Origin of the sequence: Methylobacterium pseudosasicola (assembly GCF_900114535.1) — a bacterium.
GTDB classification, from domain to species: domain Bacteria; phylum Pseudomonadota; class Alphaproteobacteria; order Rhizobiales; family Beijerinckiaceae; genus Methylobacterium; species Methylobacterium pseudosasicola.
On record NZ_FOTK01000009.1, the window covers coordinates 159762 to 185857 of the forward strand.

General features: G+C 68.9%; 24 protein-coding genes and 1 pseudogene. 16 read left to right on the forward strand and 9 right to left on the reverse strand.

Annotated elements, in window-relative coordinates; all coding sequences use genetic code 11:
• Position 1: 1 nt before the first annotated feature.
• Complete coding sequence (locus tag BM228_RS11820) at positions 2–775, reverse strand: motility protein A (RefSeq protein WP_092040265.1); 774 nt, start codon at positions 773–775, stop codon at positions 2–4.
• 273 nt (positions 776–1048) lie between these two features.
• On the opposite strand from BM228_RS11820, the gene BM228_RS11825 reads away from it, so the two are divergent.
• The 6 genes from BM228_RS11825 (at position 1049) to BM228_RS11850 (ending at position 7566) form a co-directional block, all read left to right on the forward strand.
• The gene (locus BM228_RS11825) at positions 1049–2833 is read left to right on the forward strand and encodes a glucan ABC transporter ATP-binding protein/ permease (protein WP_092040268.1); all 1785 of its coding nucleotides are present in this window, start codon (positions 1049–1051) and stop codon (positions 2831–2833) included.
• A gap of 205 nt (positions 2834–3038) precedes the next feature.
• The gene (dnaQ, locus tag BM228_RS11830; protein WP_092040271.1) at positions 3039–3755 is read left to right on the forward strand and encodes a DNA polymerase III subunit epsilon; all 717 of its coding nucleotides are present in this window, start codon (positions 3039–3041) and stop codon (positions 3753–3755) included.
• Between the two features lie 109 nt (positions 3756–3864).
• Positions 3865–5133, forward strand: a complete 1269-nt coding sequence (locus BM228_RS11835; RefSeq protein ID WP_092040274.1) for an extracellular catalytic domain type 1 short-chain-length polyhydroxyalkanoate depolymerase — start codon at positions 3865–3867, stop codon at positions 5131–5133.
• A gap of 197 nt (positions 5134–5330) precedes the next feature.
• Entirely contained in the window at positions 5331–6212 is an 882-nt protein-coding gene (locus BM228_RS11840; protein ID WP_092040277.1) for a TIGR01459 family HAD-type hydrolase, read from the forward strand.
• Between the two features lie 35 nt (positions 6213–6247).
• Positions 6248–7072 (forward strand): 2-keto-4-pentenoate hydratase, encoded by an 825-nt coding sequence (locus BM228_RS11845; protein WP_092040280.1) that lies wholly within the window; start codon positions 6248–6250, stop codon positions 7070–7072.
• A gap of 239 nt (positions 7073–7311) precedes the next feature.
• Positions 7312–7566 (forward strand): hypothetical protein, encoded by a 255-nt coding sequence (locus BM228_RS11850; RefSeq protein WP_092040283.1) that lies wholly within the window; start codon positions 7312–7314, stop codon positions 7564–7566.
• A gap of 10 nt (positions 7567–7576) precedes the next feature.
• Here BM228_RS11850 and BM228_RS11855 read toward each other — a convergent pair whose 3' ends face one another.
• Together BM228_RS11855 and BM228_RS11860 are read right to left on the reverse strand one after the other, a co-directional pair.
• Entirely contained in the window at positions 7577–8284 is a 708-nt protein-coding gene (locus BM228_RS11855) for a response regulator (protein ID WP_092040285.1), read from the reverse strand.
• On the reverse strand, positions 8281–8841 hold the full coding sequence (locus tag BM228_RS11860; protein WP_425284933.1) for a MarR family winged helix-turn-helix transcriptional regulator: 561 nt from the start codon (positions 8839–8841) through the stop codon (positions 8281–8283). Before BM228_RS11860 ends, BM228_RS11855 begins: the two co-directional genes overlap by 4 nt.
• A 193-nt stretch (positions 8842–9034) precedes the next feature.
• On the opposite strand from BM228_RS11860, the gene BM228_RS11865 reads away from it, so the two are divergent.
• On the forward strand, positions 9035–10399 hold the full coding sequence (locus tag BM228_RS11865; protein ID WP_092040288.1) for an 8-oxoguanine deaminase: 1365 nt from the start codon (positions 9035–9037) through the stop codon (positions 10397–10399).
• Between the two features lie 383 nt (positions 10400–10782).
• Positions 10783–10962, forward strand: a complete 180-nt coding sequence (locus BM228_RS11870; protein WP_092040290.1) for a hypothetical protein — start codon at positions 10783–10785, stop codon at positions 10960–10962.
• A gap of 236 nt (positions 10963–11198) precedes the next feature.
• Here BM228_RS11870 and BM228_RS11875 read toward each other — a convergent pair whose 3' ends face one another.
• The 3 genes from BM228_RS11875 to BM228_RS11885 form a co-directional block, all read right to left on the reverse strand.
• Positions 11199–12872, reverse strand: a complete 1674-nt coding sequence (locus BM228_RS11875) for a formate--tetrahydrofolate ligase (RefSeq protein ID WP_092040293.1) — start codon at positions 12870–12872, stop codon at positions 11199–11201.
• Between the two features lie 243 nt (positions 12873–13115).
• Positions 13116–14984: a tetratricopeptide repeat protein gene (locus tag BM228_RS11880; RefSeq protein WP_092040298.1), complete on the reverse strand. Its 1869-nt coding sequence runs from the start codon at positions 14982–14984 to the stop codon at positions 13116–13118.
• A 236-nt stretch (positions 14985–15220) separates the two neighbouring features.
• Complete coding sequence (locus BM228_RS11885) at positions 15221–15559, reverse strand: DUF2442 domain-containing protein (protein WP_139234081.1); 339 nt, start codon at positions 15557–15559, stop codon at positions 15221–15223.
• Between the two features lie 47 nt (positions 15560–15606).
• Here BM228_RS11885 and BM228_RS11890 point away from each other — a divergent pair, with 47 nt between their 5' ends.
• Positions 15607–16284: a DUF3800 domain-containing protein gene (locus BM228_RS11890; RefSeq protein WP_092040303.1), complete on the forward strand. Its 678-nt coding sequence runs from the start codon at positions 15607–15609 to the stop codon at positions 16282–16284.
• Between the two features lie 259 nt (positions 16285–16543).
• On the opposite strand, the gene BM228_RS11895 is transcribed toward BM228_RS11890, so the two are convergent.
• On the reverse strand, positions 16544–18217 hold the full coding sequence (locus tag BM228_RS11895) for an electron transfer flavoprotein-ubiquinone oxidoreductase (RefSeq protein WP_092040306.1): 1674 nt from the start codon (positions 18215–18217) through the stop codon (positions 16544–16546).
• Between the two features lie 261 nt (positions 18218–18478).
• On the opposite strand from BM228_RS11895, the gene BM228_RS11900 reads away from it, so the two are divergent.
• From BM228_RS11900 to BM228_RS11915, 4 genes are all read left to right on the forward strand, one after another.
• Positions 18479–19360: a uracil-DNA glycosylase gene (locus BM228_RS11900; RefSeq protein WP_092040308.1), complete on the forward strand. Its 882-nt coding sequence runs from the start codon at positions 18479–18481 to the stop codon at positions 19358–19360.
• Positions 19361–19499: 139 nt separating this feature from the next.
• Positions 19500–20411, forward strand: coding sequence for a KPN_02809 family neutral zinc metallopeptidase (ypfJ, locus tag BM228_RS11905; protein WP_092040310.1), 912 nt, complete (start codon positions 19500–19502; stop codon positions 20409–20411).
• Between the two features lie 286 nt (positions 20412–20697).
• Positions 20698–20964: an AbrB/MazE/SpoVT family DNA-binding domain-containing protein gene (locus BM228_RS11910; RefSeq protein WP_092040370.1), complete on the forward strand. Its 267-nt coding sequence runs from the start codon at positions 20698–20700 to the stop codon at positions 20962–20964.
• Entirely contained in the window at positions 20961–21359 is a 399-nt protein-coding gene (locus BM228_RS11915; RefSeq protein WP_092040312.1) for a type II toxin-antitoxin system VapC family toxin, read from the forward strand. Before BM228_RS11910 ends, BM228_RS11915 begins: the two co-directional genes overlap by 4 nt.
• A gap of 27 nt (positions 21360–21386) precedes the next feature.
• Here the strand turns inward: BM228_RS11915 and BM228_RS11920 are convergent, their stop codons facing one another.
• Positions 21387–21647 (reverse strand): hypothetical protein, encoded by a 261-nt coding sequence (locus tag BM228_RS11920; RefSeq protein WP_092040315.1) that lies wholly within the window; start codon positions 21645–21647, stop codon positions 21387–21389.
• A 242-nt stretch (positions 21648–21889) separates the two neighbouring features.
• Between BM228_RS11920 and BM228_RS11925 the strand changes: the two genes are divergently transcribed.
• A complete protein-coding gene (locus tag BM228_RS11925) occupies positions 21890–23512 on the forward strand; it encodes an ABC-F family ATP-binding cassette domain-containing protein (RefSeq protein WP_092040318.1) in 1623 nt (540 codons plus the stop codon).
• A gap of 86 nt (positions 23513–23598) precedes the next feature.
• Entirely contained in the window at positions 23599–24078 is a 480-nt protein-coding gene (locus BM228_RS11930; protein WP_092040320.1) for a hypothetical protein, read from the forward strand.
• A gap of 273 nt (positions 24079–24351) precedes the next feature.
• On the opposite strand, the gene mnmE is transcribed toward BM228_RS11930, so the two are convergent.
• The gene (mnmE, locus tag BM228_RS11940; RefSeq protein WP_092040326.1) at positions 24352–25677 is read right to left on the reverse strand and encodes a tRNA uridine-5-carboxymethylaminomethyl(34) synthesis GTPase MnmE; all 1326 of its coding nucleotides are present in this window, start codon (positions 25675–25677) and stop codon (positions 24352–24354) included.
• Between the two features lie 171 nt (positions 25678–25848).
• Between mnmE and BM228_RS11945 the strand changes: the two are divergent.
• Positions 25849–26096, forward strand: a pseudogene (locus tag BM228_RS11945) (IS630 family transposase); the annotation flags it as partial.

A 26096-nucleotide genomic window follows, 5' to 3' on the forward strand; every position in this document is an offset into this window, starting at 1 on the left:
ATCAGGTGGCCGGCTCCATCAGCGCTTCACGATGGTTGTGCGGCAGGTAGGCGACCAGCATCTCGCGCACCAGCATCGGGCTCTTCTGGTCGCGGATCATCAGGATGCCGTCGATGATCAGCGAGCGGGAGACGTCCTCCTCCTCCAGCTTCACGTGCAGCTTGTCGGCGAGCGGCAGGGCAATCAGGTTGGCGATCACGGCGCCGTACAGGGTGGCGAGCAGGGCGGTCGCCATGGCGGGGCCGAGCTTCGACGGGTCGGACATGTTGGCGAACATCGCCACCATGCCGAGGATCGTGCCGATCATGCCCCAGGCCGGGGCGCAGTCGCCGTAGGCCCGGTAGACCTTCGAGCCCTCGTCGAGATGCATCAGGAAGTTGTCCCGGTCCCGCTCCATCGTGTCGCGGATGAAGTCCCGGTCGTAGCCGTCGGCGATGTAGCGCGCGCCCTGCGCCAGGAACGGGTCGGAGATCTCCATGTTCTCCAGCGCCATCGGGCCGGACTTGCGGACCACCTCGGCGAGCTTGGTGATCTCCTCGATCAGCTCCTGCGGCTTCACCGAGCGCATCATGAACGCGAAGCGCAGGCCCATCGGCAGGCCGTGGACGATCACCGAGAACGGGAACCGGATCATCGTCGCCGCGGTGGCGCCGCCGAACACCACGACCGCCGCGTGCTCCGACGCGTAGGCCCCGAAATGGCCGCCATCGAGCATGATCAGCCCGACCACGACGCCGAGGCCCGAGAGGAGACCGAGTGCGGTTGCGAGATCCATGCTGCGGCGCTCGGTCAAAAATTACAAAACAGCCATCCCCGCAGTCGCTTGCGGCCAGGTTATTCACAGCGGTAGGAAATCTTGCTGAACGAACCGTAAAGGCGATGGCTTCGACCCTGTAGAGGGCCGTCATCGCCCGTTCAGGCGCGCTCGGGCATAAGCCGTGTCGTGTGAGGGGTTTGGCGGCGGAATCAGCGAGATCCGCCCGCCGCCCGGACCTTAAGAGGTGGCGCGAGACCCGGACACACGGGCCGCGCCGGGGGTGTCGGAGCTGTGACGATGGTTCGTCTGTACGGGCGGGTCCTGGGTTTCCTGAAGGCGGAACGGCGGCTGGCCATCGGTCTGGCCGCCACCAACGTCGTGCTGGCGATCGCGGCGTTCGCCGAGCCGCTGCTCATGGGCCGGATCATCGATCAGCTCACCCACCTCAAGCGCGGCGGCAACGCCATGGCCACCATGCTGCCCCTGCTGGCGGCCTGGGTGGCGTTCGGCTTCTTCACCATCGCGGCGGGCGTGTTCATCGCGCTCCACGCCGACCGGCTGGCCCACCGCAACCGCCTCTCCGCGATGGCGAGCTATTTCGAGCACGTGCTCGACCTGCCGCTCGCCTTCCACTCGGCCAACCATTCCGGCCGGGTCCTGAAGGCGATGCTGGAGGGCACAAACGGCATGGCCTGGCTGTGGCTCGGCTTCTTCCGGGACCACCTCGTCGCCCTGGTCTCCCTGGTCGTGCTCCTGCCGATGACCCTGTTCATCAACTGGCAGCTCGGCTCGATCCTGGTCGTGCTGGTGCTGGCCTTCACGGCGCTCACCACCTTCGTGATGCGCCGGACCGAGACCCTCCAGGGTCAGGTCGAGGAATTCAATTCGGGCCTCGCCGCCCACGCCTCCGATGCGCTCGGCAACGTCGCGGTGATCCAGTCCTTCACCCGCGCCAAGGCCGAGAAGGACGCGATGCGCGGCATCATCACCAACCTGCTGGCTGCCCAGATCCCGGTCCTGTCCTGGTGGGCACTCGCCAACGTGGCGACCCGGGCCTCGGCGACCATCACCATGACGGCGATCTTCGTCACCGGCATCTGGCTGTACCAGGCCGGCACCACCACGGTGGGCGAAGTCGTGGCCTTCATGAGCCTGGCCACCGCCTTCGTGGCGCGCCTCGACCACGTGGTCGGCTTCGTCAACGGCCTGTTCCAGCAGGCGCCCAAGATCGCCGAGTTCTTCGAGATCTACGACACCGTGCCGGCGGTGGCCGACCGTCCGCATGCCCGGCAGGTCGCCCGCTTCGAGGGCGAGGTCACCTTCGACAACGTCGCCTTCTCGTATGACGGCCGGCGCAAGGCTCTGGACGGCGTCTCGTTCTCGGCCCGTCCCGGCGAGACGATCGCGCTGGTCGGCACCACCGGCTCGGGCAAGTCGACGACGCTCGGCCTCCTGCACCGCAGCTTCGATCCGGCCTCCGGGGCGATCCGCATCGACGATATCGACGTGCGCGACATCGGCCTCTCGTCCCTGCGCCACAACATCGGCGTGGTGTTCCAGGAGCCGATGCTGTTCGCCCGCTCGATCCGCGAGAACCTCCAGGTCGGCTGCCCGGACGCCACCGATGCCGAGATGCTCGACGCCCTGGAGCGCGCCCAGGCCGGTGCCTTCATGGCCCGCCAGCCCGCGGGGCTCGACACGGTGATCGGCGAGCGCGGCCGCTCGCTCTCCGGCGGCGAGCGCCAGCGGCTCTCGATCGCCCGGGCGCTCCTGAAGAACCCGCCGATCCTGATCCTCGACGAGGCGACCTCGGCGCTGGACGCCGCCACCGAGCGCAAGCTCCAGGGCGCCCTGGAGGCCGTGATGGAGGGACGCACCACCTTCGTGATCGCCCACCGGCTCGCCACGATCCGCAACGCCGACCGCATCCTGGTCTTCCACGAGGGCCGGATCGTCGAGGCCGGCACGTTCGACGCGCTGGTCGCCCAAAACGGCCGCTTCACCGAGCTCGCCCGGGCCCAGTTCATGGCGGCCGAGGCCGACGAGACCGAGGGGCGGCTGGCCCTGGCGGCGTGAGGCGCCGAGCCATGGGTATCCAAAGGGCTCAGCCCTTTGGCGGGTGATCAGGGCGGAGCCCTGATGGAACAGCATCCAGGGCTCCGCCCTGGACCCGCAAAAGGTCCCGACCTTTTGAATCCATGATTCTTCAACGATCGAAGCTAGAGTGTCTCGGGAGCGGTCGCCCGGAGGGCGGCCGTCCCGACCATGCGAGTCCCGAACCATGCTGCGTGAGATCGTCCTCGACACCGAGACCACCGGCACGGAGGCGCGCAACGGCGACCGGCTGATCGAGATCGGCGCGGTCGAGCTGCTCAACCACATCCCCACCGGCCGGACCTTCCACCGCTACTGCAACCCGCAGCGGGCGGTCTCCGAGGGCGCGTTCAACGTCCACGGCCTGTCGGACGCTTTCCTGTCCGACAAGCCGGTTTTTTCCGAGATCGTCGGCGAGCTGCTGGCCTTCCTGGCGGACGGGCGCCTCGTCATCCACAACGCGCCGTTCGATGTCGGCTTCCTCAACATGGAATATGCCCGGCTCGGGGCGAACGCGCCGCCGCCGATCCAGCTGGACGACGTGGTCGACACTCTGCCGATGGCCCGGCGCAAGCACCCGGGCGCGGCCAACAACCTCGATGCCCTGTGCAACCGCTACGGCATCGATACCAGCCGGCGCACGAAGCACGGGGCGCTCCTCGACGCGCAGATCCTGGCCGAGGTCTATGTCGAGCTGCTGGGCGGGAAGCAGACCAGCTTGGGGCTCATGGATGCCCAGGCCGGCCCGGTGGTCCGGACCGTCGCCCAGGCGGCTCCGGCGGCCCCGCGGCCCTATCGCAGCCGACTTACGGATGAGGAGCGGACCCGGCACGACAGCTTCCGGGCGAGCCTCGGGCCGGCGGCGATCTGGGCCGATTATATCGGCGCCGACGACCCGGCCTGACCGGCCTTGCCGCATCGCACATCGGCCTCTATTGCGTCGCACCATATGTCGACCTTCGCGCCATCCCGGCCGCGACACGGACGCTGATGTGACCAAGCGTGCACCCATCATGGATCCCTTCAGCAAGCTGAAGGATATGCAGGACGGCGCCCGCGACCGGGCTGCGCATTCGCCCTTCGCCGACATGATCGAGGCGACCCGCCTGACCAGTCTCGGCCGCCTGGACGAGGCGACCGCCCTGATCCAGCGCAGCTTCGGCTACACCACCGCGCCGCCGCCGGAGCCGGAAGCGCCGGCCCCCCAGCCCCCGCCCCCCCGTGACGACGCGCAGGGGACTGTCCGGCGCAATGCCGCCGCGGAGACCCGGAACGCGTCGCGCGGCCCGATCGTCGAGCCGGCGGTGCGGGTCCGCAAGGCGGTCGGCAAGGTCGTGAGCGGCCTCGCGCCGGTGCTGAAGGGGCTGGGCCGCCCGCGCCGCGCGGCAGCCCGGCCGGCGACGCCCCGAAAGCCCGCCCGCGAGAGCCGCTTCGTCGCCCTCAGCCACGCCGAGCCGGCCGGCAGCCGCGACTACAAGCTGTTCGTCCCGAGCAATCCGGTCGAGCCGGCGCCGCTCATCGTGATGCTGCATGGCTGCATGCAGAACCCGGACGATTTCGCCGCCGGCACCGGCATGAACGTCCTGGCCGAGCGCGAGGGCTTCTTCGTCGTCTATCCGAGCCAGAGCCGGCAGGCCCATGTCCAGCGCTGCTGGAACTGGTACGAGCCGCGCGACCAGCGCCGGGAATCCGGCGAGGCCGCGATCATCGCGGGTATCACCCGGGCCGTGATGGCGGATCACCCGATCGACCCGAGCCGGGTCTACATCGCGGGCATGTCGGCGGGGGGCGCGGCCGCCCTGAACATCGCCCGGGCCTATCCCGACCTCTACGCCGCGGTGGGCGTGCATTCGGGCCTCGCCGCCGGCTGCGCCCGCGATATCGGCTCGGCGCTGATGGCCATGCAGGTCGGCGCGCCCGGCCTCGGCACTGCGGCCTCCTTCGGCGCCTCGACGGCCGGCCAGCGCATCCCCACCATCGTGTTCCACGGCGAGGACGACGGCACCGTGAGCGTGCGCAACGCCGACCAGGTGCTGGCCCAGGCCAACGTCGCCGGCCTGACCGCCCGGTCCGAGACCTTCGAGGGCCGCGGCCACCCCTTCACCCGCACCCGCTACCAGGACGAGACCGGCGGGGTCGTGGTCGAGGATTGGCGGGTGCGCGGCGCCGGCCATGCCTGGTCGGGCGGCCGTCCCGAGGGCAGCTACACCGATGTCGACGGCCCCGACGCCTCCCGGGCGATGCTCGACTTCTTCGCCGAGCACCGGCTCGGGCCGCGGTAAGTCGCCAGAGCATCATCCCGAAAGGTGGATTCCGGCTTTCGGAAAAAGATGATGCACAATCAAGAGCCTAGAGCGTCGTCCCGGTTCTGATTCCCGGGACGACGCTCTAGGATCGGGGCGAGCCCGGAGACTTGCAGGGCGCTGCCCTGCACCCGCAAAAGGTCCCGGACCTTTTGAAACCGTGACCGGACCCATCCATGACCGCACCGATCCCGACCCTCGACGGCCTCGCGCAGGTGGCGGAGCGCTACGACCTGCTCCTCTGCGATGTCTGGGGCGTGCTGCATGATGGCCAGAAGGCTCATGTCCCGGCCGGCGAGGCGCTGATCCGGTTCCGCAACCTGCCGGGACCGCGGCCCCGCCGGGTGGTCCTGGTCTCGAACGCGCCCCGGCCGGGGGACGGGGTGGGACGCATCCTCGACCGGTTCGGGGTGCCGCGCGAAGCCTACGACGCGATCCTGACCTCGGGGGACCTCACCCGGGAGCTGATCGCCGGGCGTCCGGGCGCCCGGATCCGGCATCTCGGGCCGGAGCGCGACCTCGGCATCTTCAAAGACCTCGACCTCAGTCTCGTCGCCGAGGAGGAGGCCGACCTCGTCGTCTGCACCGGCTTGTTCGACGACCGCAGCGAGACCGCCGACGATTACCGCGCGGAGCTCATGCGCCTGGCCGCCCGGGGCCTCACGATGATCTGCGCCAATCCCGACCTCGTGGTCGAGAGCGGCAACCGGCTGATTCCCTGCGCCGGCCTGCTGGCGGCGGCTTATGCCGAGCTCGGCGGCACCGTGATCTATGCGGGCAAGCCGCACCGCCCGGTCTACGAGGCGGCGCTCGCCAAGGGCGCTGAGCTCACGGGCGCGCCGGTGGATCCGGCCCGGGTGATGGCGATCGGCGACGCGATCCGCACCGACATCGCCGGCGCCCGCGGCTTCGGCATCGCCAGCCTGCTGGTGGCGCGCGGCATCCACGCCGAGGAACTCGGCGTCTCGGCCGAGCACCACCGCCTCGGCGACGTCGCCGAATGGCTCGGCCGCCAGGTGGTGCATCCGGACGCGGTGATCGAGCGGCTGGTCTGGTAGAGCCTCGTCCCCGGCCGCCATGCTACGGGGCGGGGATGACAGAGCCCGTCCCCGCCGCCACCCATGCCCGCACCATCCTGGCGGCGCACGAGCATCGCCGGTCGATCGCGCCCCTGACCGGCTGGGATGCCGGCCTGGATCTGCCCGCCGCCTACCGGGTGGCCGCGGAGGTTCGGCGCCTGCGCATGGCACGCGGCGAACGTCCGGTGGGCCGCAAGATCGGCTTCACCAACACCACCCTGTGGGACACCTACGGCGTCCACGCGCCGATCTGGGGCGATGTCTACGACACGACCCTGCAGGAGCGCGCCGCCCTAACCGGCCCGGTCCCGCTCGCCGCTCTGGTCGAGCCGCGGATCGAGCCGGAGATCGTGTTCGGGCTCGCCCGGGCGCCTGAGCCCGGCCTGGATGACGCGGCCCTGCTCGGCTGCCTCGCCTGGGCGGCGCAGGGGTTCGAGCTGGTGCAGTCGCTGTTCCCCGGCTGGCGCTTCGCCGCCCCCGACACGGTGGCGGCCTTCGGGCTGCACGGGTTGCTGGTGCTCGGCGAGCGGGTGCCGCTCACGGCGGATTCGGCGCAAGCCTGGATCGACGCCCTCGCGGGGTTCTCCGTCGATCTGCTCCGGGACGGCGCAGTCGCCGACCGGGGCAGCGCCCGCAACGTGCTGGGCGGTGGCCCCCTCGCAGCCCTCCGGCACCTCGTTGATGTGTTGGCTAACGACCCGGTAAGCCCGCCGCTCGCAGCCGGCGAAATCGTCACCACCGGGACGCTCACCGACGCCCTGCCGGTGGCGTCCGGGCAGGTCTGGAACACGCGGCTGTCCGGGCTGTCGCTGCCCGGCCTCGACCTCGCCCTGGCCTGACGCGATCGGACGCGTCTGCATCCGCCCGCACAAAGACCCTCGCTCGCGTGTTTCCGGCACAAAGCCGCCGGGCATCCGTGGGAAATCCCTCGCGGGTGGCGCCGGATGGGGTAAGGCGAGACGGGGCGGCTGCGTGCGGCACGCGATTCGCCCTGTCCCGCACATCATCGCCCTGGTCTCGGCCCGACCGCGACATGGGGGCGTTGGTGATGATTAGCCGACATGCCACATGCTGAGCCATGCCTGGACGCACGCGGAGCCGCTACACCACCTTCCTGGTCTCCGTGACCGCCGAGCGATCCGGCGGCCGGGGCCGCTCGACTGCCAAGCCGGCTCCGCTGGTCTACGCGGTGATGAAGCCCAATGCCGAGGCGGCCATGGAGGCGGTGCGGTCGCTGGCCGAGGGGCCGGTCGTGGTCGCCATCGTGGGCAGCCTGTCGACGCGGGTGTCCAAGGGGCTCAAGCTGAAACCGGGCGAGCCGCGCGCGGTGTGAGGCATCGGCCTCAATCCACTGCCAGCCGATAGCCGACCCCCCGCACCGTCTGCAGGAAGACCGGGTTGGCCGGGTCGACCTCGGTCTTGCGGCGCAGGCGGTTGATCTGCACGTCGACCGTGCGCTCCGCGGCGAGGCCTCCGGGCCCGGCGAGCTGCTCGCGCTCGACATTGGCGCCCCCGGCCGCGGCCAGGATCGTCAGGATCTCGCGCTCCCGGTCGGTGATGCGAATCAGCGCGTCGTCCCGGCGCAACTCGCCCCGGTCGATGCGGAACGCGAACGGCCCGAAGGTTACGGTCTCGGCCGCGATCTCACGCGCCGGCACGCCGCGCTTGATGATGTTGCTGAGCCGCAGGGTCAGCTCCCGGGGCTCGAACGGCTTGGGCAGGTAATCGTCCGCCCCGATCTCCAGGCCCATCACCCGGTCGTTGGGGTTGGAGCGGGCGGTGAGCATCAGGATCGGCACCCGGGAGGTCTCGCGGACGCTGCGGGCGTAGTCGAAGCCGTTCTCGCCGGGCATCATCACGTCGAGCACCATCGCGTCGAACACGACGCTCTGGGCCCGAGCCCGGGCCTCGGCGGCGCTGGCCGCCACGGTGACGCGGAACCCCTGGTCGGTCAGGTAGCGGGCGAGCAGCTCGCGCAGGCGGCGGTCGTCGTCGACGACGAGGACGTGCGGCGCCGTATCGGGCAATTCGGCCCGGGGGGCGGGCGTCACGCGCCGGCACCCGCGGCGGATCCGCGCCGGGCCATCAGGCGCCGCACCGCCGCCCGGTCCTCCGGCTCGATCATCGCCATCAAGAAATCCTCCGGGGAGCCCAGCGCATCCGGCGCGGCGAGCGCCCGGGCGAGGCGCCGGGCCTGGACCCGGGTGAGGTCGGCGGCCAGCTCCGCGCCGGATTGCGTGCAGTAGAGCAGGCGCTGGCGTCGGTCGCTCGGGCCGGGCTTCTGGGCGACGTAGCCCTGCCCGATCAGGTCCTTCAAGACCCGGTTGAGGCTCTGCTTGGTGATCCGCAGGATGTCGAGCAGCTCCGCGATGGTCAGCCCCGGATAGCGGTCGACGAAGTGCAGCACCCGGTGGTGCGCCCGGCCGAAGCCGTAGGCGGCCAGGATCCGGTCGGGATCGCCGACGAAGTCGCGGTAGGCGAAGAACAGGAGCTCGATCAGGTCGTCGCTGCCCAGCGCCTGCGCCGGGTCCGCCGCGCGGGAGGCCGGTGCGGGGCCGGAAGAGAGGCCGGTTGCGACGGCGCCGTCGCGCTGTGCCGATGAGGTCACGGGGGGCAGACCGTCACGTGGGGACCGTCCGGATGGCAAGAAGGTCAGTCCGGCTGACATGTCTCAGCGCCGCCCGGGAGCGTCAAGCCCGGGGGCCCCCGCGGGCGAGACAGCTGCCCGCGACCCATCCCGGACTTGCCGGCCGCCGCGCCGGGTCCGATACCGGGCCGGTCGAAGGCCGAAGGGACACAGCATGAGCGATGCCGACGCACGGGCCCGCCGCCTCTGGATCCGCGATCCGCTTGCGATCCTGGCCGAGGAGGCCGGGGGCGGCATCGTGGTGGCGGGCAGCCGGATCGTCGAGCGCGTCGCCGCAGGCGCCCGGCCGGCCGAGCCGGTGGACGAGACCTTCGACGCCTCGCGCCACGTCGTCATCCCGGGCCTCATCAACACCCATCACCACGCCTTCCAGACCCTGACGCGGGCGCACCCGATCGCGATCAACAAGCCGCTATTTCCGTGGCTGAAGGCGCTCTACACGGTCTGGGGCCGGATCACCCCGGAGGCGTTCCGGCTCGCCACCCGGGTGGCCTATACCGAGCTTCTGCTCTCCGGCTGCACCACGGCGGGGGACCACCATTACCTGTTCCCGAAGGGGCTGGAGCGGTCGGTCGACATCCAGGTCGAGGAGGCTAGGAACCTCGGGATCCGCGCCGCCATCACCCGCGGCTCGATGAGCCTGTCCGACCGGGAGGGCGGCCTGCCCCCCGAGACGCTGACGCAGGACGACGACACGATTCTTTCGGACTGCGAACGGGTGCTGAACCTGTTCCACGACCCCGCCCCCGGGGCGATGGTGCAGGTCGGGCTCGCGCCCTGCTCGCCGTTCGCGGTGACGAAGCGGCTGATGCGCGAGAGCGCTGACCTCGCCGCCCGGCACGGCTGCCGCCTGCACACCCATCTCGGCGAGACCCTGGACGAGGACCAATACTGCCTGTCGATGTTCGGCTGCCGCCCGGTGGATTACCTGGAGGAGGTCGGCTGGATGAGCGACCGGGTCTGGCTCGCCCACGGCATCCATTTCAACGATGCCGAGGTCGCCCGGCTCGGCAAGGCCGGGGTCGGCGTGTGCCATTGCCCGACCTCGAACATGACCCTGGCGTCCGGCCATTGCCGCACCTGCGAGCTGGAGGCGGCGGGCTCCCCAGTGGGCCTCGGCGTCGACGGCTCGGCCTCCAACGACAGCTCGAACCTGATGGAGGGGGTGCGCCACGCGCTGATGCTGAACCGGCTCACATACGGAGCCGAGACCGTCACCCATCTCGACGCCCTGCGCTGGGCCACCGAGGGCTCGGCCGCCTGCCTCGGCCGCGCCGATATCGGCCGGATCGAGCCGGGCCGCGAGGCCGACCTCGCCCTGTTCACCCTGGACGAACTGCGCTTCTCCGGCGCCCACGACCCGCTCGCCGCCCTGGTCCTGTGCGGCGCGACCCGGGCCGATCGGGTGATGGTTGCCGGGCACTGGCGGGTGATCGACGGCCAGCCGCTGGGGGTCGATACGCGGCGCCTGCGGGAAGACCATTCGCGGCTGGCGCGGGCGCTGTTCGGGGTGGGGTGAGGCTCGAAAGTTTTGGATTCAAAAGGTCCGAGATCCAGCCCTTTCAAGGTGTTTGAGCTGGATGCAGAGACCCTGTTCCATGTTTGTAACGTATTGAAAGAGAAGCATATTTCCCCTCTCCCTTGTGGGGAGGGGTCAGGGGTGGGGGTGGTGCAGGATCGAACGTCACGGTGCCTTCTGCACCACCCCCACCTCCAACTCCTCCCCACAAGGGGGAGGAGAGCGCGTCTGGTCGTTCCGGCACTTCCGGAAACACCTTGAAAGGGCTAGGTCCAAGACCTTTTGCGGGTGCAGGGTGGAACCCTGCCCGGTCTCGGTGAGACTTGAAGGCTGAATTTCGTAAGCGTTGCTACGAAGCTGCGCCGAGGTTGGGGAGGCCGCCCATGACGATCGCCACTCGCTTCAGCGGAGAATCCGAACCCGATACCGACCGCGCCGAGAAGGCTGCGGCCGAGGGACCAAACTTCATCACCCAGACCCTGGGCCAACCGGCAGGCGTCGAAGACGTGGCGGTGGAGTTTCCCCACACGCGCGACCTCGCTCAAGGCGCTGATTTCGACTGATGTTTCTGCTCATCGCGAGGCCTCATGAGGGCCTTCTCAGTAAACCGAGCCAGCTCAGCTGAAAAAGTGTGCCTTGAAGCGGTAACCCAGTCCTTCTGCATGGAAGGGGCTACCGGATTCACACCTCGCTGAATGAGGCGCAGGTCCCCTCTCCCGCACGGGAGAGGGGACCTGCGCCTACACGAACCGGTGTGTGAACATCATTGCCCGCAGAGGCGCAGCCCGAGCGTTTCCGCTCAGAACAATCCGTCGATCTGCCCGTCGGCATCGAGGCGGATCGTGTCGGCGGCGGGCACCCGGGGGAGGCCCGGCATGGTCATGATCTCTCCGCAGATCGCCACCACGAAGCCGGCGCCCGCCGAGAGGCGGACGTCGCGCACGCCGACCACGTGGCCCTCGGGGGCGCCCATCAGGCTCGGGTCGGTGGAGAACGAGTACTGGGTCTTGGCCATGCAGATCGGCAGGTGGCCGTAGCCGTCCTTCTCGAAGGTGGCGAGCTTGCCCGCGGCCTTGGTCTCGATCTGGATGTCGGCGGCGCCGTACAGCTTGGTGGCGATCGCCCGGATCTTTTCCGTAAGCGGCGCCTCGGTCTCGTAGGCGTAGCGGAGCGGGGCCGGCTCCGAGGCGGCGAGCTGCACCACGGCCCGGGCCAGATCCTCAGCGCCGGCGCCGCCCTCGGCCCAGTGGCGGCAGGTGATCGCCTCGACGTCGAGGCGCTCGCGGCACAGCTCCTTGAGCCGGGCGTGCTCGGCATCGGTATCGGCGTAGAAGTGGTTGACCGCCACCACCACGGGCAGACCGAAGCCGCGCAGGTTGGTCACGTGCCGGGCGAGGTTGGCAAACCCCTTCTCCAGGGCGCCGATATTCTCGGAGCCGAGGCTCTTCTTGTCGACGCCGCCATGCATCTTGAGCGCGCGGATCGTGGCCACCACCACGACCGCCGAGGGGGTGAGGCCCGCCTGCCGGCACTTGATGTCCAGGAACTTTTCCGCGCCGAGATCGGCGCCGAACCCGGCCTCGGTCACGGTGTAGTCGGCGAGCCGCAGGCCGGCCCGGGTGGCGATCACCGAGTTGCAGCCATGAGCGATGTTGGCGAAGGGGCCGCCATGGATCAGGGCCGGATTGCCCTCCAGCGTCTGCACCAGGTTCGGCTGCAGGGCATCCTTGAGCAGCACCGTCATGGCGCCGGTGGCCTTCACGTCCTTGAGGGTGACGAGCTTGCGGTCGCGGGTCTCGGCAATGACGATCCGGCCGAGGCGCTCCTCCAGGTCGGCCAAGTCCTTGGCGAGGCAGAACACCGCCATCACCTCGGAGGCGACCGTGATGTCGAACCCGTCTTCCCGAGGAAAGCCGTTGGCGACGCCGCCCAGCGACTGGGTGATCTGGCGCAGGGCCCGGTCGTTCATGTCCACCACCCGGCGCCAGTGGATGCGGCGCACGTCGATGTTGAGCTCGTTGGCCCAGTAGACGTGGTTGTCGATCAGCGCCGCCGCGAGGCTGTGGGCCGAGGTGATGGCGTGGAAGTCGCCGGTGAAGTGCAGGTTGATCTGCTCCATCGGCACGACCTGCGCCTTGCCGCCGCCGGCCGCCCCGCCCTTCATGCCGAAGCAGGGGCCGAGCGACGGCTCGCGCAGGCAGATCATGGTTTTCTCGCCGATGCGGTTCAGCGCGTCGCCGAGGCCCACCGTGGTGGTGGTCTTGCCCTCGCCCGCGGGCGTCGGGGAGATCGCCGTCACCAGCACGAGCTTGCCGGGCGCCTTGCCCTCCAGCCCGGCGATGTAGCCGTGGTCGAGCTTGGCGATGTGCTTGCCGTAATTATGCAGCGCCGAATCCGGGATGCCGAGCTTCTCGGCGACCTGCGCGATCGGCTTGAGCGTCGCCGCGCGGGCGATCTCGATATCTGAGGGCATGGGCGTTCCTCCCTGGCTCCGCGGGCACGGCGCCCGCCCAACCCGCCGACTGTTATCGTGCGGGGATCTTGCGTCGCGGTGTCCCGCCGCGCCGGTCTCGCGCGGACGCGGCCGCACGGCGAGGCCGCCCGACGAGCAGCGACACCACTGTGCGTCAAACCGGACGAAAACGCCCGTCGATTTTTATGAGCCGGCCGACAAATTAGTCTTGCCGGTTCGGCGAGGATGCGGCCCGGAGGGTTTTCAGCCCCCCGACTTCTTGGCCTTGTCGGCGGCGCCCGGCGCCTCGTGGGGCTGGGGCGCGCCCTTGGGCAGTTCCGGGTTCTCGGCGTTGTGCGGCACCGCGACCGGGGCCGGCGTGGTCTCGGCGGTGGCGGTGGGCTTCTCGGTGTCGGGCAGGCCGTCCTTGAGCTTCTCGTTGATCTGCGCGAGATCGTCCGGCTCGGGGTTCAGGTCCTTGGCGTGCTGCCACTGGAACTTGCCCTCGAGGCGCCGGCCCGCCCGCCAATAGGCGTCGCCGAGGTGGTCGTTGATGGTCGGGTCGCCGGGCTTCAGCTCGACCGCCTTCTCCAGCTCGCGCACCGCGTCGTCCCAGCGGCCGAGGCGGAAATAGGCCCAGCCGAGGCTGTCCACGATCATGCCGTCCCGGGGGCTGGCATCGGCGGCCTGCTGCAGCAGCCGGAACGCCTCGTCGATGTTGATCTTCTGGTCGACCCAGGAATAGCCGAGGTAGTTCATCACCTGCGCCTTGGCGGCCGGCTGGCTCGCCGGCACCAGGGACAGGGCCTTCTTCAGGTCGGCCTCGGCCTTCGGCCATTGCTTGGCGCGCTCGTAGGCGGTGCCGCGGAAGTAGAAGGTGGTCCAGTAGTTCGACAGCGGCCGGTCGCCGATCAGGTCGATGGCGCGGGTATAGGTGGCGGCCGCCTCCTCGTACTTCTTGCGCGCCCGTTGGACGTTGCCCAGCGCGGTGATCACGTCGATGTCGTCCGGGTGGGCCTTCATGGCCGCGTCGAGATGGGCGAGCGCCTCGTCGCCCTTGCCCATCTGCTCCAGGTTGAGGCCGATCTGGATGTCGGCGTTGAGCTTGAGCGGCGAAGTCGCGGGGATCTGCGCGTAGGCCTCGTTGGCCCGCTCGGTCTGCTTCATCCGGTCGAGGGTGTCGGCCAGCGTCAGCCGGGCCAGCGCGTGGTCCGGGGCGAGGTAGAGCGCCAGCCGCAGGTAGATCACCGCGGGCAGCTCGTCGCCCTGCGTCGAGCCGGCCGAACCCAGCCCGTACAGCACCTCCGCGGCCCCCTCCTGGGCGGTGCCGATCAGCCGGGTCAGGGGCTTGCCATCCTTGAGCTTGTCCAGGGCGTCGCGCACCAGCGGGTGGCGGGGCGAGAGCTGATCGAAATCGGAATAGGCCTGGATCGCCAGATCGGTGCGGCCGAGGGTGGCCTCGAGCCGGGCATAGGCATCGACAATGCGCAGGGTGTTGTGGTCGGCCTCGTAGGCCGCCTTGAGGCGCCGCTCGGCCTCGGCGTTGTCGCCGATCACCGAGGCGATCAACCCGGCATGGTAGTCCCGGAAGGTGTTGTAGTAGCGCTCGCCCCGGAGCTTGTTGACCGTCTCCAGCGCCTTCTTGCCGTCCCCCGCCCCGGCATAGGACCAGGCGGTCAGCAGGGTCGCGGTCAGGTCGGTGGCAGCACCCCGGCCGCTGCGGGAAAAATTCTGGCGGGCGGCGGCCCATTGGCCGGCCTTGATCTGGCGCACCCCGAGGGAGAGGTTGGCCAGCCCGTTGGTGGGATCGCGCGCGATCAGCTTTTCGGCGGCCCGGAACGCGTCCGGCAGGGCGCCATCAGCGAGCAGCGAGATGAAGGCGCGCTCGACCAGCTCGGCGTTGCGCGGATCGGCCTTGACCGCCTCGCGGTAGAAGCTCGCCGCCGCCGCCGTGTCCCGGGAGGCGCCGGCGATGTAGGCGGAGAGGAAGTTGCCCTCCAGGGATTCCGCGGGCTCGTATTCCAGCAGCGGGGCCGACTCGCGCGGTTGGGCGGCCAGGACGGTCTGGGGCAGACCGGCGGCGAGCATCAGGGCGAGCGCCGAGACGCTCCGGCGGGCGCGTGTTGTCATCATGAACCGATCGCGGCTCCTGGGCGCCGGCCCGCTGGGGGCCGGGCGCGAGAATGGCGGGGCATCCCCGAAAATCGCTGGGGACACTGGACTCATCCCGCCAGCCCCGCAAGGCGAAAGGATGGCGCGGGGGGCTGTCGGGGTCAGGCGGGCTTCCTCGGCCGCCCGCCCTTCCGGTCGGACTCGCGCGCTCGCAGGCTTTTGGCATCTGCTGCGACAACGCTGCCGCCCTTGCCGAACTAGCGGGACAGAATTTTGGTTGGACTCACCGCCGGCAGCGCGTCCGTCAGGAGGCCGTGGATGCTCACATGGATGTCCAGATCGGCGATCTCGAACGCGGCTCCTCCCGGACAGAGTTCCAGACGGGATAGGGCGTTCACATCGAGATCACGCAGCGGCTCGATGGAGGCGCGCGGGACGAGAAACCCGCCCTGGTGCTCGGTCATGATCGCCACTGCATCGTAGTCCGGCCAGTAGCGGACGAAGCGTACCCGGAAGCCCCGTTTGGCGTTTTGGCGACCCTGCTGGACCGCCCGTGCAAACTCCGCTTCAGAAACGACGTGGCCGTCATTCCTCAACTCCTGCATCGTTGAGACGTGCCCGTCTCCACCGTTAAGCTCGGGGCATGCACCTCATCTACTTGGATGAATCCGGCAACACCGGCGCCCGCAAGGACCCCGATCAGCCGATTCACCTCATCGCGGCCCTCTGTGTCCACGAGTCCCGGATTCGCGCGATCGAGATGGCCGTCCGAGAGATCGTGAAGGCCCGCTTCGGCGTCCTGGTTCTGACGGAGGGCTTCGAACTGCATGCCGCCGACCTGTACGGCGGCAACGGCTTCTTCAAGGGGGGCCGGCCAGACCAACGGATCGGTTGCATCCACGATATCCTGGATGCCCTCGCGACGCACGACGTGGCGGTCCTGTGGGCGGCCGTGGACAAGATGAAGCTCCATTCCAGCCGCCATCCGCATCGCATGGCGTTCCTGTTCTTGGTCGAGCGCCTGGAAGATTGGTTGAGTCGCGCCGAGCCGAAACTCGGGCTGCTGGTCGCCGACGAGAACAAGGAAATAGAGCAGAAGCTGATCGACGATCTTGAAATATTCAAGCTGAGCGGCACCAATATGGGCTGGCGGCCGACTCAGATCAGTTCGATCGTGGACTCGATTCATTTTGTCCAATCGACGAATAACAGGCTTATTCAATGCGTCGATATTGTCGCGTATTTTTCACTGAAATATTATCGACAGGAACAGAAGCTGATCCAGGATTTCCGTGCCGCCAGCCTGACAACTGTCCCCTGACCGACATGGCGTGAAGCGCAGCTCGATGCCGCGCCCAGCAAAAAGGCGATCCATCAGATCGGACGAAAGCTCGACGCCCTGACGGTCGGACGGAAAGTGTTTCCCTGATGAGGGTCAACCGGCGCGCCATCCCGTGGGAGGCGCCGGGGCTCGGTGACCCAAACCCGCTGCCGGCTGATGGCGAAAATATGGGTCCGCCCGCCTGTCCTGTCAAACGAACAGGGGGCGCGCGAGACGGCCGATAGGTATCGGCCGTCCCTCACATATTCGGATAGTTCGGCCCGCCCGGCCCCTCCGGGGTCACCCAGTCGATATTCTGGTTCGGGTCCTTGATATCGCAGGTCTTGCAGTGGACGCAGTTCTGCGCGTTGATCTGGTAGCGCACGCCGTCACTGGCGGCGGCGTCCTCGACCCATTCGTAGACGCCGGCCGGGCAGTAGCGGCTTGAGGGGCCGCCGTAGACGTCGTGCTCGGAGTGCTTCTGCAGCTCCATGTCCCGGACCTTGAGGTGCGGCGGCTGGTCTTCCTCGTGGTTGGTGTTCGACAAGTAGACCGAGGAGAGGCGGTCGAAGGTCAGCTTGCCGTCGGGCTTCGGGTAAGTGATCGGCGTCACCTCCGAGAGCGGCTTGAGGCAGGCATGGTCCGGCTTGCCGTGCTTGAGCGTGCCGAACAGCGAGGTGCCGAGCAGGCTGGTGGTCCACATGTCGATCCCGCCGAGCCCGACGCCGACCAGGGTGCCGTAACGCGACCAGAGCGGCTTGACGTTGCGCACGGCCTTGAGGTCCTGCCCGATCGGGCTGTCGCGCCAGCCGGCCTCGTAGGCGGTGAGCTCGTCGCCGGCCCGGCCGGCCTTCAGGGCGTCCGCGATGGCGTCCGCCGCCTGCATCCCGGAGAGCACCGCGTTGTGCGAGCCCTTGATCCGCGGCACGTTCACGAACCCCGCCGAGCAGCCGACCAGGCAGCCGCCCGGGAAGACGAGCTTGGGCACCGATTGCCAGCCGCCCTCCATGATCGCCCGGGCGCCGTAGCCGATGCGCTTGGCGCCCGCGAAGGTGTCGGCGATCATCGGGTGGGTCTTGAAGCGCTGGAACTCCTCGAACGGCGACAGGGTCGGGTTCTCGTAGTTCAGATGCGTGACGAAGCCGACCGAGAGCAGGTTGTCGTCGAAATGGTAGAGCCAGGAGCCGCCGCCGGCCTTGTTAGGCAGGGGCCAGCCCATCGTGTGGCGCACCAGCCCCGGCTCGAAGGTGGAATCCGGCAGCTGCCAGAGCTCCTTCACGCCGAGCCCGTATTTCTGATGGTCGCTGTGCCGGTTGAGGGAGAAGCGCTGGACCAGCCCCTTGGTCAGGTTGCCCCGGGCGCCTTCGCCGAACACCGTGTACTTGCCGCGCAACTCCATGCCGCGGGTGTAGTCGTCGCGCGGCTCGCCCGACTTGCCGATCCCGAGATCGCCCGTGGCGATGCCCGCCACCGCGCCGGATTCGTCGAACAACACCTCGGAGGCCGGGAAGCCCGGATAGATCTCGACGCCCAGCGCCTCGGCCTGGACGCCCAGATACTTGCAGACGTTCGACAGCGAGCCGACGAAGTTGCCGTGGTTCGACATGAGCTTGGGAAAGAACACGTTCGGCAGGGTGACGCCGCTGTTCTTGGTGAGCATCATGAACTCGTCGCGCCGGACCTCGGTCTTCAGCGGCCGCTCCGGATCGGTGCGCCAGTCCGGCAGCAGCTGGTCGAGGCCGCGCGGGTCGATCACCGCCCCTGACAGGATATGGGCGCCGACCTCGGAGCCTTTCTCCACCACGACGACGGAAATCTCCTCGCCGATCTCGGCCGCCCGCTGCTTCAGGCGGATCGCGGTGGCGAGCCCCGCCGGGCCGGCGCCGACCACGACCACGTCGAAATCCATGCTTTCGCGTTCGGGCAGCGCCATCGTCGAGCCTCCTGTTTTCTTGTCGCGATGCCCGATCCGTCACCGGGTGGGCATGATGTTCTGCCGTCTCAAGCGATTCCAAGCTAGAAAGGCAAGGTGCTGAGGCCCGGACTTGAGCGAACGCTCCCCTATGCCGCATGGGTGTGGGATGCGGGCGTCCCCCAGAGGCAGGCGATTCGCCCGGGGCCGCGCCGTTCGGTCACGCAAGTCCTTGCCGTCGAGCAGGTTTCAAGAGTTGTCCACAGGCATCGAGCGCCCCACATGCTGACCAGCATGCCGAGCCCCAACGACGCGCAAGCCGACCTCATCGCCTATCTCGATTTCCACGTGGAGGCCGGCGCCGACGCGGTTCTCGACGAGCAGCCGCATGACCGGTTCGGCGAGCCCGACACGCGGGCCCCGACCCTCCGGGCACCCCGGCGCCAGGCCGCGGCGCCCCGCCCCGTTGCCCAGCCGAATAGCCTTGTCCCGCCCCCGGGCTCGCCTCCGCCGGTAGCCCCGGCCCGGACCTTCGGGCGCGCGGCGAGCGCCCAGCCGGACGAGGCGGCGATCGACGCCCGCGCCCGGGCGCGGGAGGCCAAGAGCCTCGACGAGCTCGAAAAGATCCTGGCGGATTTCGACGCCTGCCCGCTGCGCTTCACCGCCAAGAACTTGGTCTTCGCCGACGGCAATCCGGACGCCCGGGTGATGTTTCTGGGCGAGGCGCCAGGGGCCGACGAGGACCGGATCGGCAAGCCGTTCATGGGCCGGTCGGGCCAGCTCCTCGACAAGATGATGGCGGCGATCGGCCTCGACCGGACCAGCGCCTATATCGGCAACATCGTGCCCTGGCGGCCCCCGGGGAACCGCAACCCGACCCCCCAGGAGGTGGCGGTGTGCCGGCCGTTCGTGGAGCGCCAGATCGAGCTGGTGGATCCGGAGGTGATCGTCTGCCTGGGCGCCCCCGCGACCCAGACCCTAACGGGCACCAAGGACGGCATCCTGCGGACCCGAGGCCGGCTGTTCTCGTACAAGCTGCCGACCCGCGAGGCGAAGCTGCTCGCCACCCTCCACCCGGCCTTCCTGCTGCGCCAGCCGGTGCAGAAGCGCCTAGCCTGGCGGGATTTTCGGGCGCTGCGCGCGCTGCTCGATGGAAAAGCTTGACCGTGGTCGCGGAACCGGGCGTTCCCTCCCGTCATTAGAGCTTCGTCCCGAACGGTGTCTGCCGGCTTTCGGACATGGGCGATGCACAGGGTGGACCGTGCCCGGCCGTTCGCGGCGGGCGCGGCGTCAGGACGGGACCATGCGCTGGGAAGATCTACGCAGCTCCGACAACGTCGAGGATCGCCGCGGTGAGGGCGGCGGCGGTGGCGGCATGGGCTTCCCGGGCGGCGGCGCGGGTGGCCTCGGGATCGGCACCATCGTGGTGCTGCTGATCATCAGCTACTTCACCGGCATCAACCCGGCGATCCTGATCGGCGGCGCCCAGCAGATCGGCGGTGGTCGCGGCCAGCAGGAGCAGCAGGCCGATCCGCAGACCCAGGCGAAGCGCCGCCAAGCCCCGACCGATGAGAGCGGCCGGTTCGCCTCAAAAATCCTGGGCAACACCGAGGATGTGTGGAGCCAGATCCTGCCGCAGCAGACCGGCAAGCAATACACCCCGACGACCCTAGTGCTGTACACCGGCGGCACCCGCTCGGGCTGTGGCTCGGCCCAGGCCGCTATGGGGCCGTTCTACTGCCCGCTGGACAAGAAGGTCTATTTGGACACCGGCTTCTTCAAGGAGATGGCGACCAAGTTCGGCGTGAAGGGCGATTTCGCCTACGCCTACGTCATCGCCCACGAGGTCGGCCACCATGTCCAGGACGTGCTCGGCATCCTCGGCAAGGTCCAGGCCCGCCAGCAGCAGGCCTCCAGCAAGACCGAGGCGAACGCCCTGTCGGTGCGGATCGAATTGATGGCCGATTGCCTCGCCGGCGTCTGGGCCAAGAATTCCAACGACAAGTATGCCGAGCTGGAGCAGGGCGACATCGACGAGGCTCTGAACGCCGCCGCCCAGATCGGCGACGATGCGCTCCAGAAGCGCTCCCAGGGCTACGTGGTGCCGGATTCCTTCACCCATGGCTCCTCGGCCCAGCGCCAGCGCTGGTTCACCGCCGGCTACAAGAGCGGCCAGACCAAGGCCTGCGACACGTTCCGGACGGCGAACAACTGAGACGGAACCGGCCAGTGGTCCCTCCGTCATTGCGAGCGTAGCGAAGCAACCTAGGGATCCGCGATGATCTGAGGGCGCGCGCTACACTGGGCCGCTTCGCTGTGCTCGCGATGACGGCGCGACCTCTTGGCCGAGCTTCAATCCCCAGCCAGCAGCTCCCGCAAAAAGCATTGGCCGAAATCGTCCCGGCTGCTCCGCCTCCAGCATCCCGGCGATATGGCTACGGGCTTGACGCGGATGTCATTTCGCATTCCGCTTCCATCCGGTTCGACCTATGGAGATCGCGATGGTGTCCCTCGCGGTGACGGTGGAAGGGCAGGTCACGCTCGAACGTGAGTTGCTGCAACATCTCGGTGTCAGACCCGGAGAGCGGATCGACTTCGAGAAACTGCCTGCCGGTGAGTTGCGGGTGCGGGCGGCGCGTCCCACCGGCACGATCGACGACTTCTTCCATGCCCTCGACGGAAAGGTGGCATCGGAGAATCCGCTCACGATCGAGGCGATGAACGGCATTGCCGAGGCAGGCTGGGCCGGCGTGCCGGACGACGCATGAAGATTGCCGTCGACACCAACGTTCTGGTGCGCGCGATCCTGGCGGACGATCCCGGCCAAACTCGCGTGGCGCGCAAGCTGCTCAAGGACGCGACGACGATCGCGGTCCCGCTGGCATGCCTGTGCGAACTGGTCTGGATTCTCCGGCGCGGTGCCAAGCTGGCAACAGCAGACATCGCAGCCGCGATTCGCGCCTTGGTCAACGCTGGGAACGTCGCCGTGAACCGGCCCGCCGTGGAAGCCGGGCTGAAACTGCTCGAGGCCGGCGGCGACTTCGCCGACGGCGTCATAGCGTATGAAGGCCGATGGCTTGGCGGCGAGACCTTCGTCTCGTTCGACCGGAAGGCCGTGGCGCTGCTGTCGCAGCAAGGGGAGGCTGCGCAGCTCCTGTCCTGACCCCGGTCGGACGCCTCCGATCCCGCCTCAGCGCTCGCTCAGCCGCTTGGCGTTGGCCTGGACCTTCCGGCGGTAGCTGCGGATCACCTTGCTGTTCGAGGCCCCGGAGGCGACCATCAGGGCCGCCTCGCTCGCCGCCATGATCTTCTCCGTGACCATGCGCTGCGCCTCGATCTGCGCGGCCGGACCGCCCACCGCGAACATCGCCATGCGCTGGGCGATCACCCCCTGCGCTTCCAGCCCCAGCATGGCCATGTCCAGGCTCGTCTTCCACCAACCGAACAGCATCGTGGTCCTCGTCCCAAGGGCATCGGCCCGAAAGGTATGCGCGGGCTTTTCTAAAAAGATGATGCCCAACCAAAGGCGTAGCGCGGGGCACAACGGCGCAGCCGGGACTTGGCTCCCGCGTGCCGACCACGCTTGCGTGAGGCATCCGGCCGCCCGTGATTCCGGCTCCGTCTTTGCGCCGTCTCGATCCATGCCGTAAGCGGCCTGAAGACAACCTTCCCCGGACCCGGCAACCGCCCTTCATGATACGCCTGGACAAAATCACCAAGCAGAACGGGCGGCAGCTCGTCTTCATCGAGGCTTCGGCCGCCCTCCAGCGGGGCGAGAAGGTCGGGCTCGTGGGCCCGAACGGGGCCGGCAAGACCACCCTGTTCCGGATGATCATCGGCCAGGAGCAGCCCGACGAGGGCCAGGTCTCCGCCGACCGGGGCATCACCATCGGGTATTTCAGCCAGGATGTCGGCGAGATGGCCGGGCGCAGCGTCGTCACCGAGGTGATGGACGGGGCCGGGCCTGTGAGCGCGGTGGCGGCGGAACTCGCCGAACTCGGCGCGGCTTTGGCCGACCCGGACCGGGCCGACGAGATGGATGCGCTTGTCGAACGCTACGGCGAGGTCCAGGCCCGATTCGAGGAGCTCGACGGCTACGCCCTGGAAGGCCGGGCCCGCGAGGTGCTCGACGGCCTCAGCTTCAGTCAGGAGATGATGGAGGGCGACGTCGGCGCCCTCTCGGGGGGCTGGAAGATGCGCGTGGCGCTGGCCCGCATCCTGCTGATGCGCCCGGATGTGATGCTGCTCGACGAGCCCTCCAACCACCTCGACCTGGAGAGCCTGATCTGGCTCGAATCGTTCCTGAAGGCCTATGACGGCGCCCTGCTGATGACCTCGCACGATCGCGAGTTCATGAACCGCATCGTCACCAAGGTGATCGAGATCGACGGCGGCGCGCTCACCACCTTCTCGGGCGATTATGCCTTCTACGAGGAGCAGCGGAAGCTGAACGAGGCGCAGCAGCAGGCGCAGTTCGAGCGCCAGCAGGCCATGCTCGCCAAGGAGATCGCCTTCATCGAGCGGTTTAAGGCCCGGGCCTCGCACGCCGCCCAGGTGCAGAGCCGGGTGAAGAAGCTCGACAAGATCGAGCGCGTCGAGCCGCCCCGGCGCCGGCAATCCGTGGCCTTCGAGTTCCAGCCGGCGCCGCGCTCGGGCGACGACGTCGTGATGCTGAAAGGGGTGCACAAGCGCTACGGCAGCCGCACGATCTACGAGGGGCTCGATTTCTCGGTGCGGCGTCGGGAGCGTTGGTGCGTGATGGGGATCAACGGCGCCGGCAAATCGACGCTGCTGAAGCTCGTCACCGGCACCACGACGCCGGATGACGGCTCGGTCACGGTCGGCGGCAGCGTCAAGCTCGGCTACTTCGCCCAGCACGCCATGGACCTGCTCGACGGCGACCGCACCGTGTTCCAGACCCTGGAGGAGGCATTCCCGCAGGCCGGCCAGGGCTCGCTCCGGGCGCTCGCCGGCTGCTTCGGCTTCTCGGGCGACGATGTCGAGAAGCGCTGCCGGGTGCTCTCGGGCGGCGAGAAGGCCCGGCTGGTCATGGCCCTGATGCTCTACGACCCGCCGAATTTCCTGGTGCTCGACGAGCCGACCAACCACCTCGATATGGGCACCAAGGAGATGCTGATCGCAGCGCTCGGTGCCTATGAGGGCACGATGCTGTTCGTCTCCCACGACCGGCACTTCCTGGGGGCCCTGTCGAACCGGGTGCTGGAGGTGACCCCCGAGGGCATCCACCAATATGGCGGCGGCTACACCGAGTACGTCGCCCGCACCGGCCAGGAGGCGCCGGGCCTGCGCAGCTGACAAGGCCCCGGGGCGCGACCTTCGGGCCTGCTCCCGCGCCGGATGTCCGGCGCTATGCTCGGCCCGACTCTGGGGGCCGAGACGGCGTGCGACGCGTCCTGAAATTCCTGCACACGATGGGCTCCGCCGGCCTCCTGGGGGCGATGGCGGCCCTGGTGGTGATGGTGAGCCTGGCGCCGACACCCACCGCCCTGCCCGTCTACGCCGCGATCCGGGGTGCCATGGGCGCCGTCGCCACCTGGATCTTCCTGCCGTCGCTGGCCCTGACCCTGATGTCCGGCCTGCTGGCGATGGCGCTCAACCGCGCCTACCTCAACGCCGGCTGGGCCTGGATCAAGCTCGCCACCGGCGTGCTGATGTTCGAGGGCGGCCTTGTCTACGTGCAGGGGCCGATGCGGCGCGAGGCCGAGCAGAGCGCCCGGGCCCTGGCCGGCCTCCTCGATCCGGCGGCCTTGGCCCGCTCGCTCGAGGGCGAGCGGGGCACGCTCTGGGTGCTGCTCGCGGTGGCGACCGCCAATGTCGCGCTGGGCATCTGGCGCCCGCGGATTTTGCGGATCCCGCAATAATATCTGGTCTGTTTAAGCGCGTGATCTTGGCTGCCTAAGACTCGAGACCAACGAAATTCCAAATCTCTCCCCTCATCCTGAGGTGCGTCTGCGCAGCGGTCGCCTCGAAGGAGCCCTCCAGCTGGCGGCGCGACTCCTGGAGCCCTCCTTCGAGGCCTCCGCTTCGCTCCGTCGCCTCAGGATGAGGGCGTGGGGTGGGAGAAGCGCCTATCAGACGGCCTTCCAAGCGTCTCAGAGATTGTCTTCTCGCATTTGTTGCGCCGACTAACAAAATTACTTTCCGATACAAAATCCCGAGAACAATCGATCCATAACATCCTCCACGCCGACATGGCCGCCGACCTCGCCGAGGGACCGGACGGCAAGGCGCAGATCCTCGGCGGCAAGTTCAGGCAGGGCGCCCTGCCCTGCGAGCAGCCGATCAAGATGCGCGATGCAGGACTCCAGCGCCGCCCGGTGGCGGGCTCGGGTGACTAGTGCATCACCAGTGCCGAGACCGGCTTCCGCCTCACTTTGGATTGCGTCGAGCAGCGCCTCCAAGCCGGCTCCGGTCCGGGCCGAAACGGCGAGCACACCGGGCGACGTGTCTTGTAATGAGCCGGCAAATAGATCGGCCTTGGTGTGCACCGTGAGCGTTCGAACCTCCGCCGCGCCGAGATCCGGCATCGCGCCATCCGGGGGCACGAGAGCCAGCACCAGATCCGCGGCGCCGATGCGGGCGCGGCTGCGGAGGATGCCTTCGGCCTCCACCGGCTCGGCGGTATCGCGCAGGCCGGCAGTATCGACCAAGAAGACCGGGAGGCCGCCGAGATCGAGGCGGACCTCGATGGCGTCCCGTGTGGTGCCCGGTACGTCAGATATGATCGCGACATCCCGCCGGCTGAGAGCGTTCAGCAGCGTGGATTTCCCGGCATTCGGAGCGCCCGCCAGGACGACAAAAAACCCCTCGCGCAGGCGCTCGCCCCGGCGGCCGTCGTGCAGCGCAGTGGCGATGTCTTCGCGCAGGGCGACGGCGCGGCCGAACAGGGCGGCGTCGAGACACGCATCGTCGACATCGCCTTCATCGGAAAAATCGAGGGCGGCTTCTGCGGCCGCTAAGCAATCGATGGCTTCGGCCCGCCACGCCGCGACTTGGCGACTCAACGCGCCGTCGAGCTGGCGGAGGGCTTGGCGGCGTTGCCCCTCGGTCTCGGCGTCGATCAGGTCGGCCACCGCCTCGGCCTCGACGAAATCCATCCGGCCGTTGAGCACTGCCCGGCGGGTGAAGGCGCCCGGACCGGCGGCCCGGCAGCCCGGCATCCGGGCCAGGGCCGTGAGCACGCCCATCCGCACCGCTGCACCGCCATGGAGGTGCAGCTCGACCATGTCCTCGCCGCTATAGGTGTCCGGGCCGGGGAACCACGCGACGAGCGCCCGGTCGAGTTCCGTGCCGTCGGCGGGATCCCGCAAGGTCCGAAGGGACATCCGGCGGGGCGGGGGCAGGGGGCCGCCGAGGGCGACGAGCACCTGCCCGGCGGCCGGCCCGCTCACCCGGATCACCGAGACGGCGGCCCGGCCGAAGCCGCTGGCGGGGGCGAAGAGGGTTTCGGTCTCGGTCATGGTGATGTCGCCGGCGGAGATCGGAATCTACGTGGATTCTGGAAGTGCGTTTCACGTGAAACACGCTCGCCCGCTCCTTAGAGCATTTTCGGGTTGCGCTGAATCGGATGTCTGGGGTTCACGCGAGACTGTCGGGCTGATTCACTGATCGCTCCAGAGGAGGAGCGAGGCATGGGCCGACCCTACAGCCAGGATCTGCGGGAGCGGGTGGTCGGCGCGGCAGGGGCGACGTCGCGCCGGCAAGCGGCCAAGCGCTTCGGGGTGGGGGCTGCGACCGCGATCCGCTGGATGACGGCGCTGGCCACGACCGGGACGGTGGCGGCCCGTCCGCAGGGGCGAGCCCGCCGCTCCAAGCTCGATCCGCACGAGGCGTTCTTGCGGGCCCTGATCGCCGAGCGGGACGACATCACCCTGGAGGA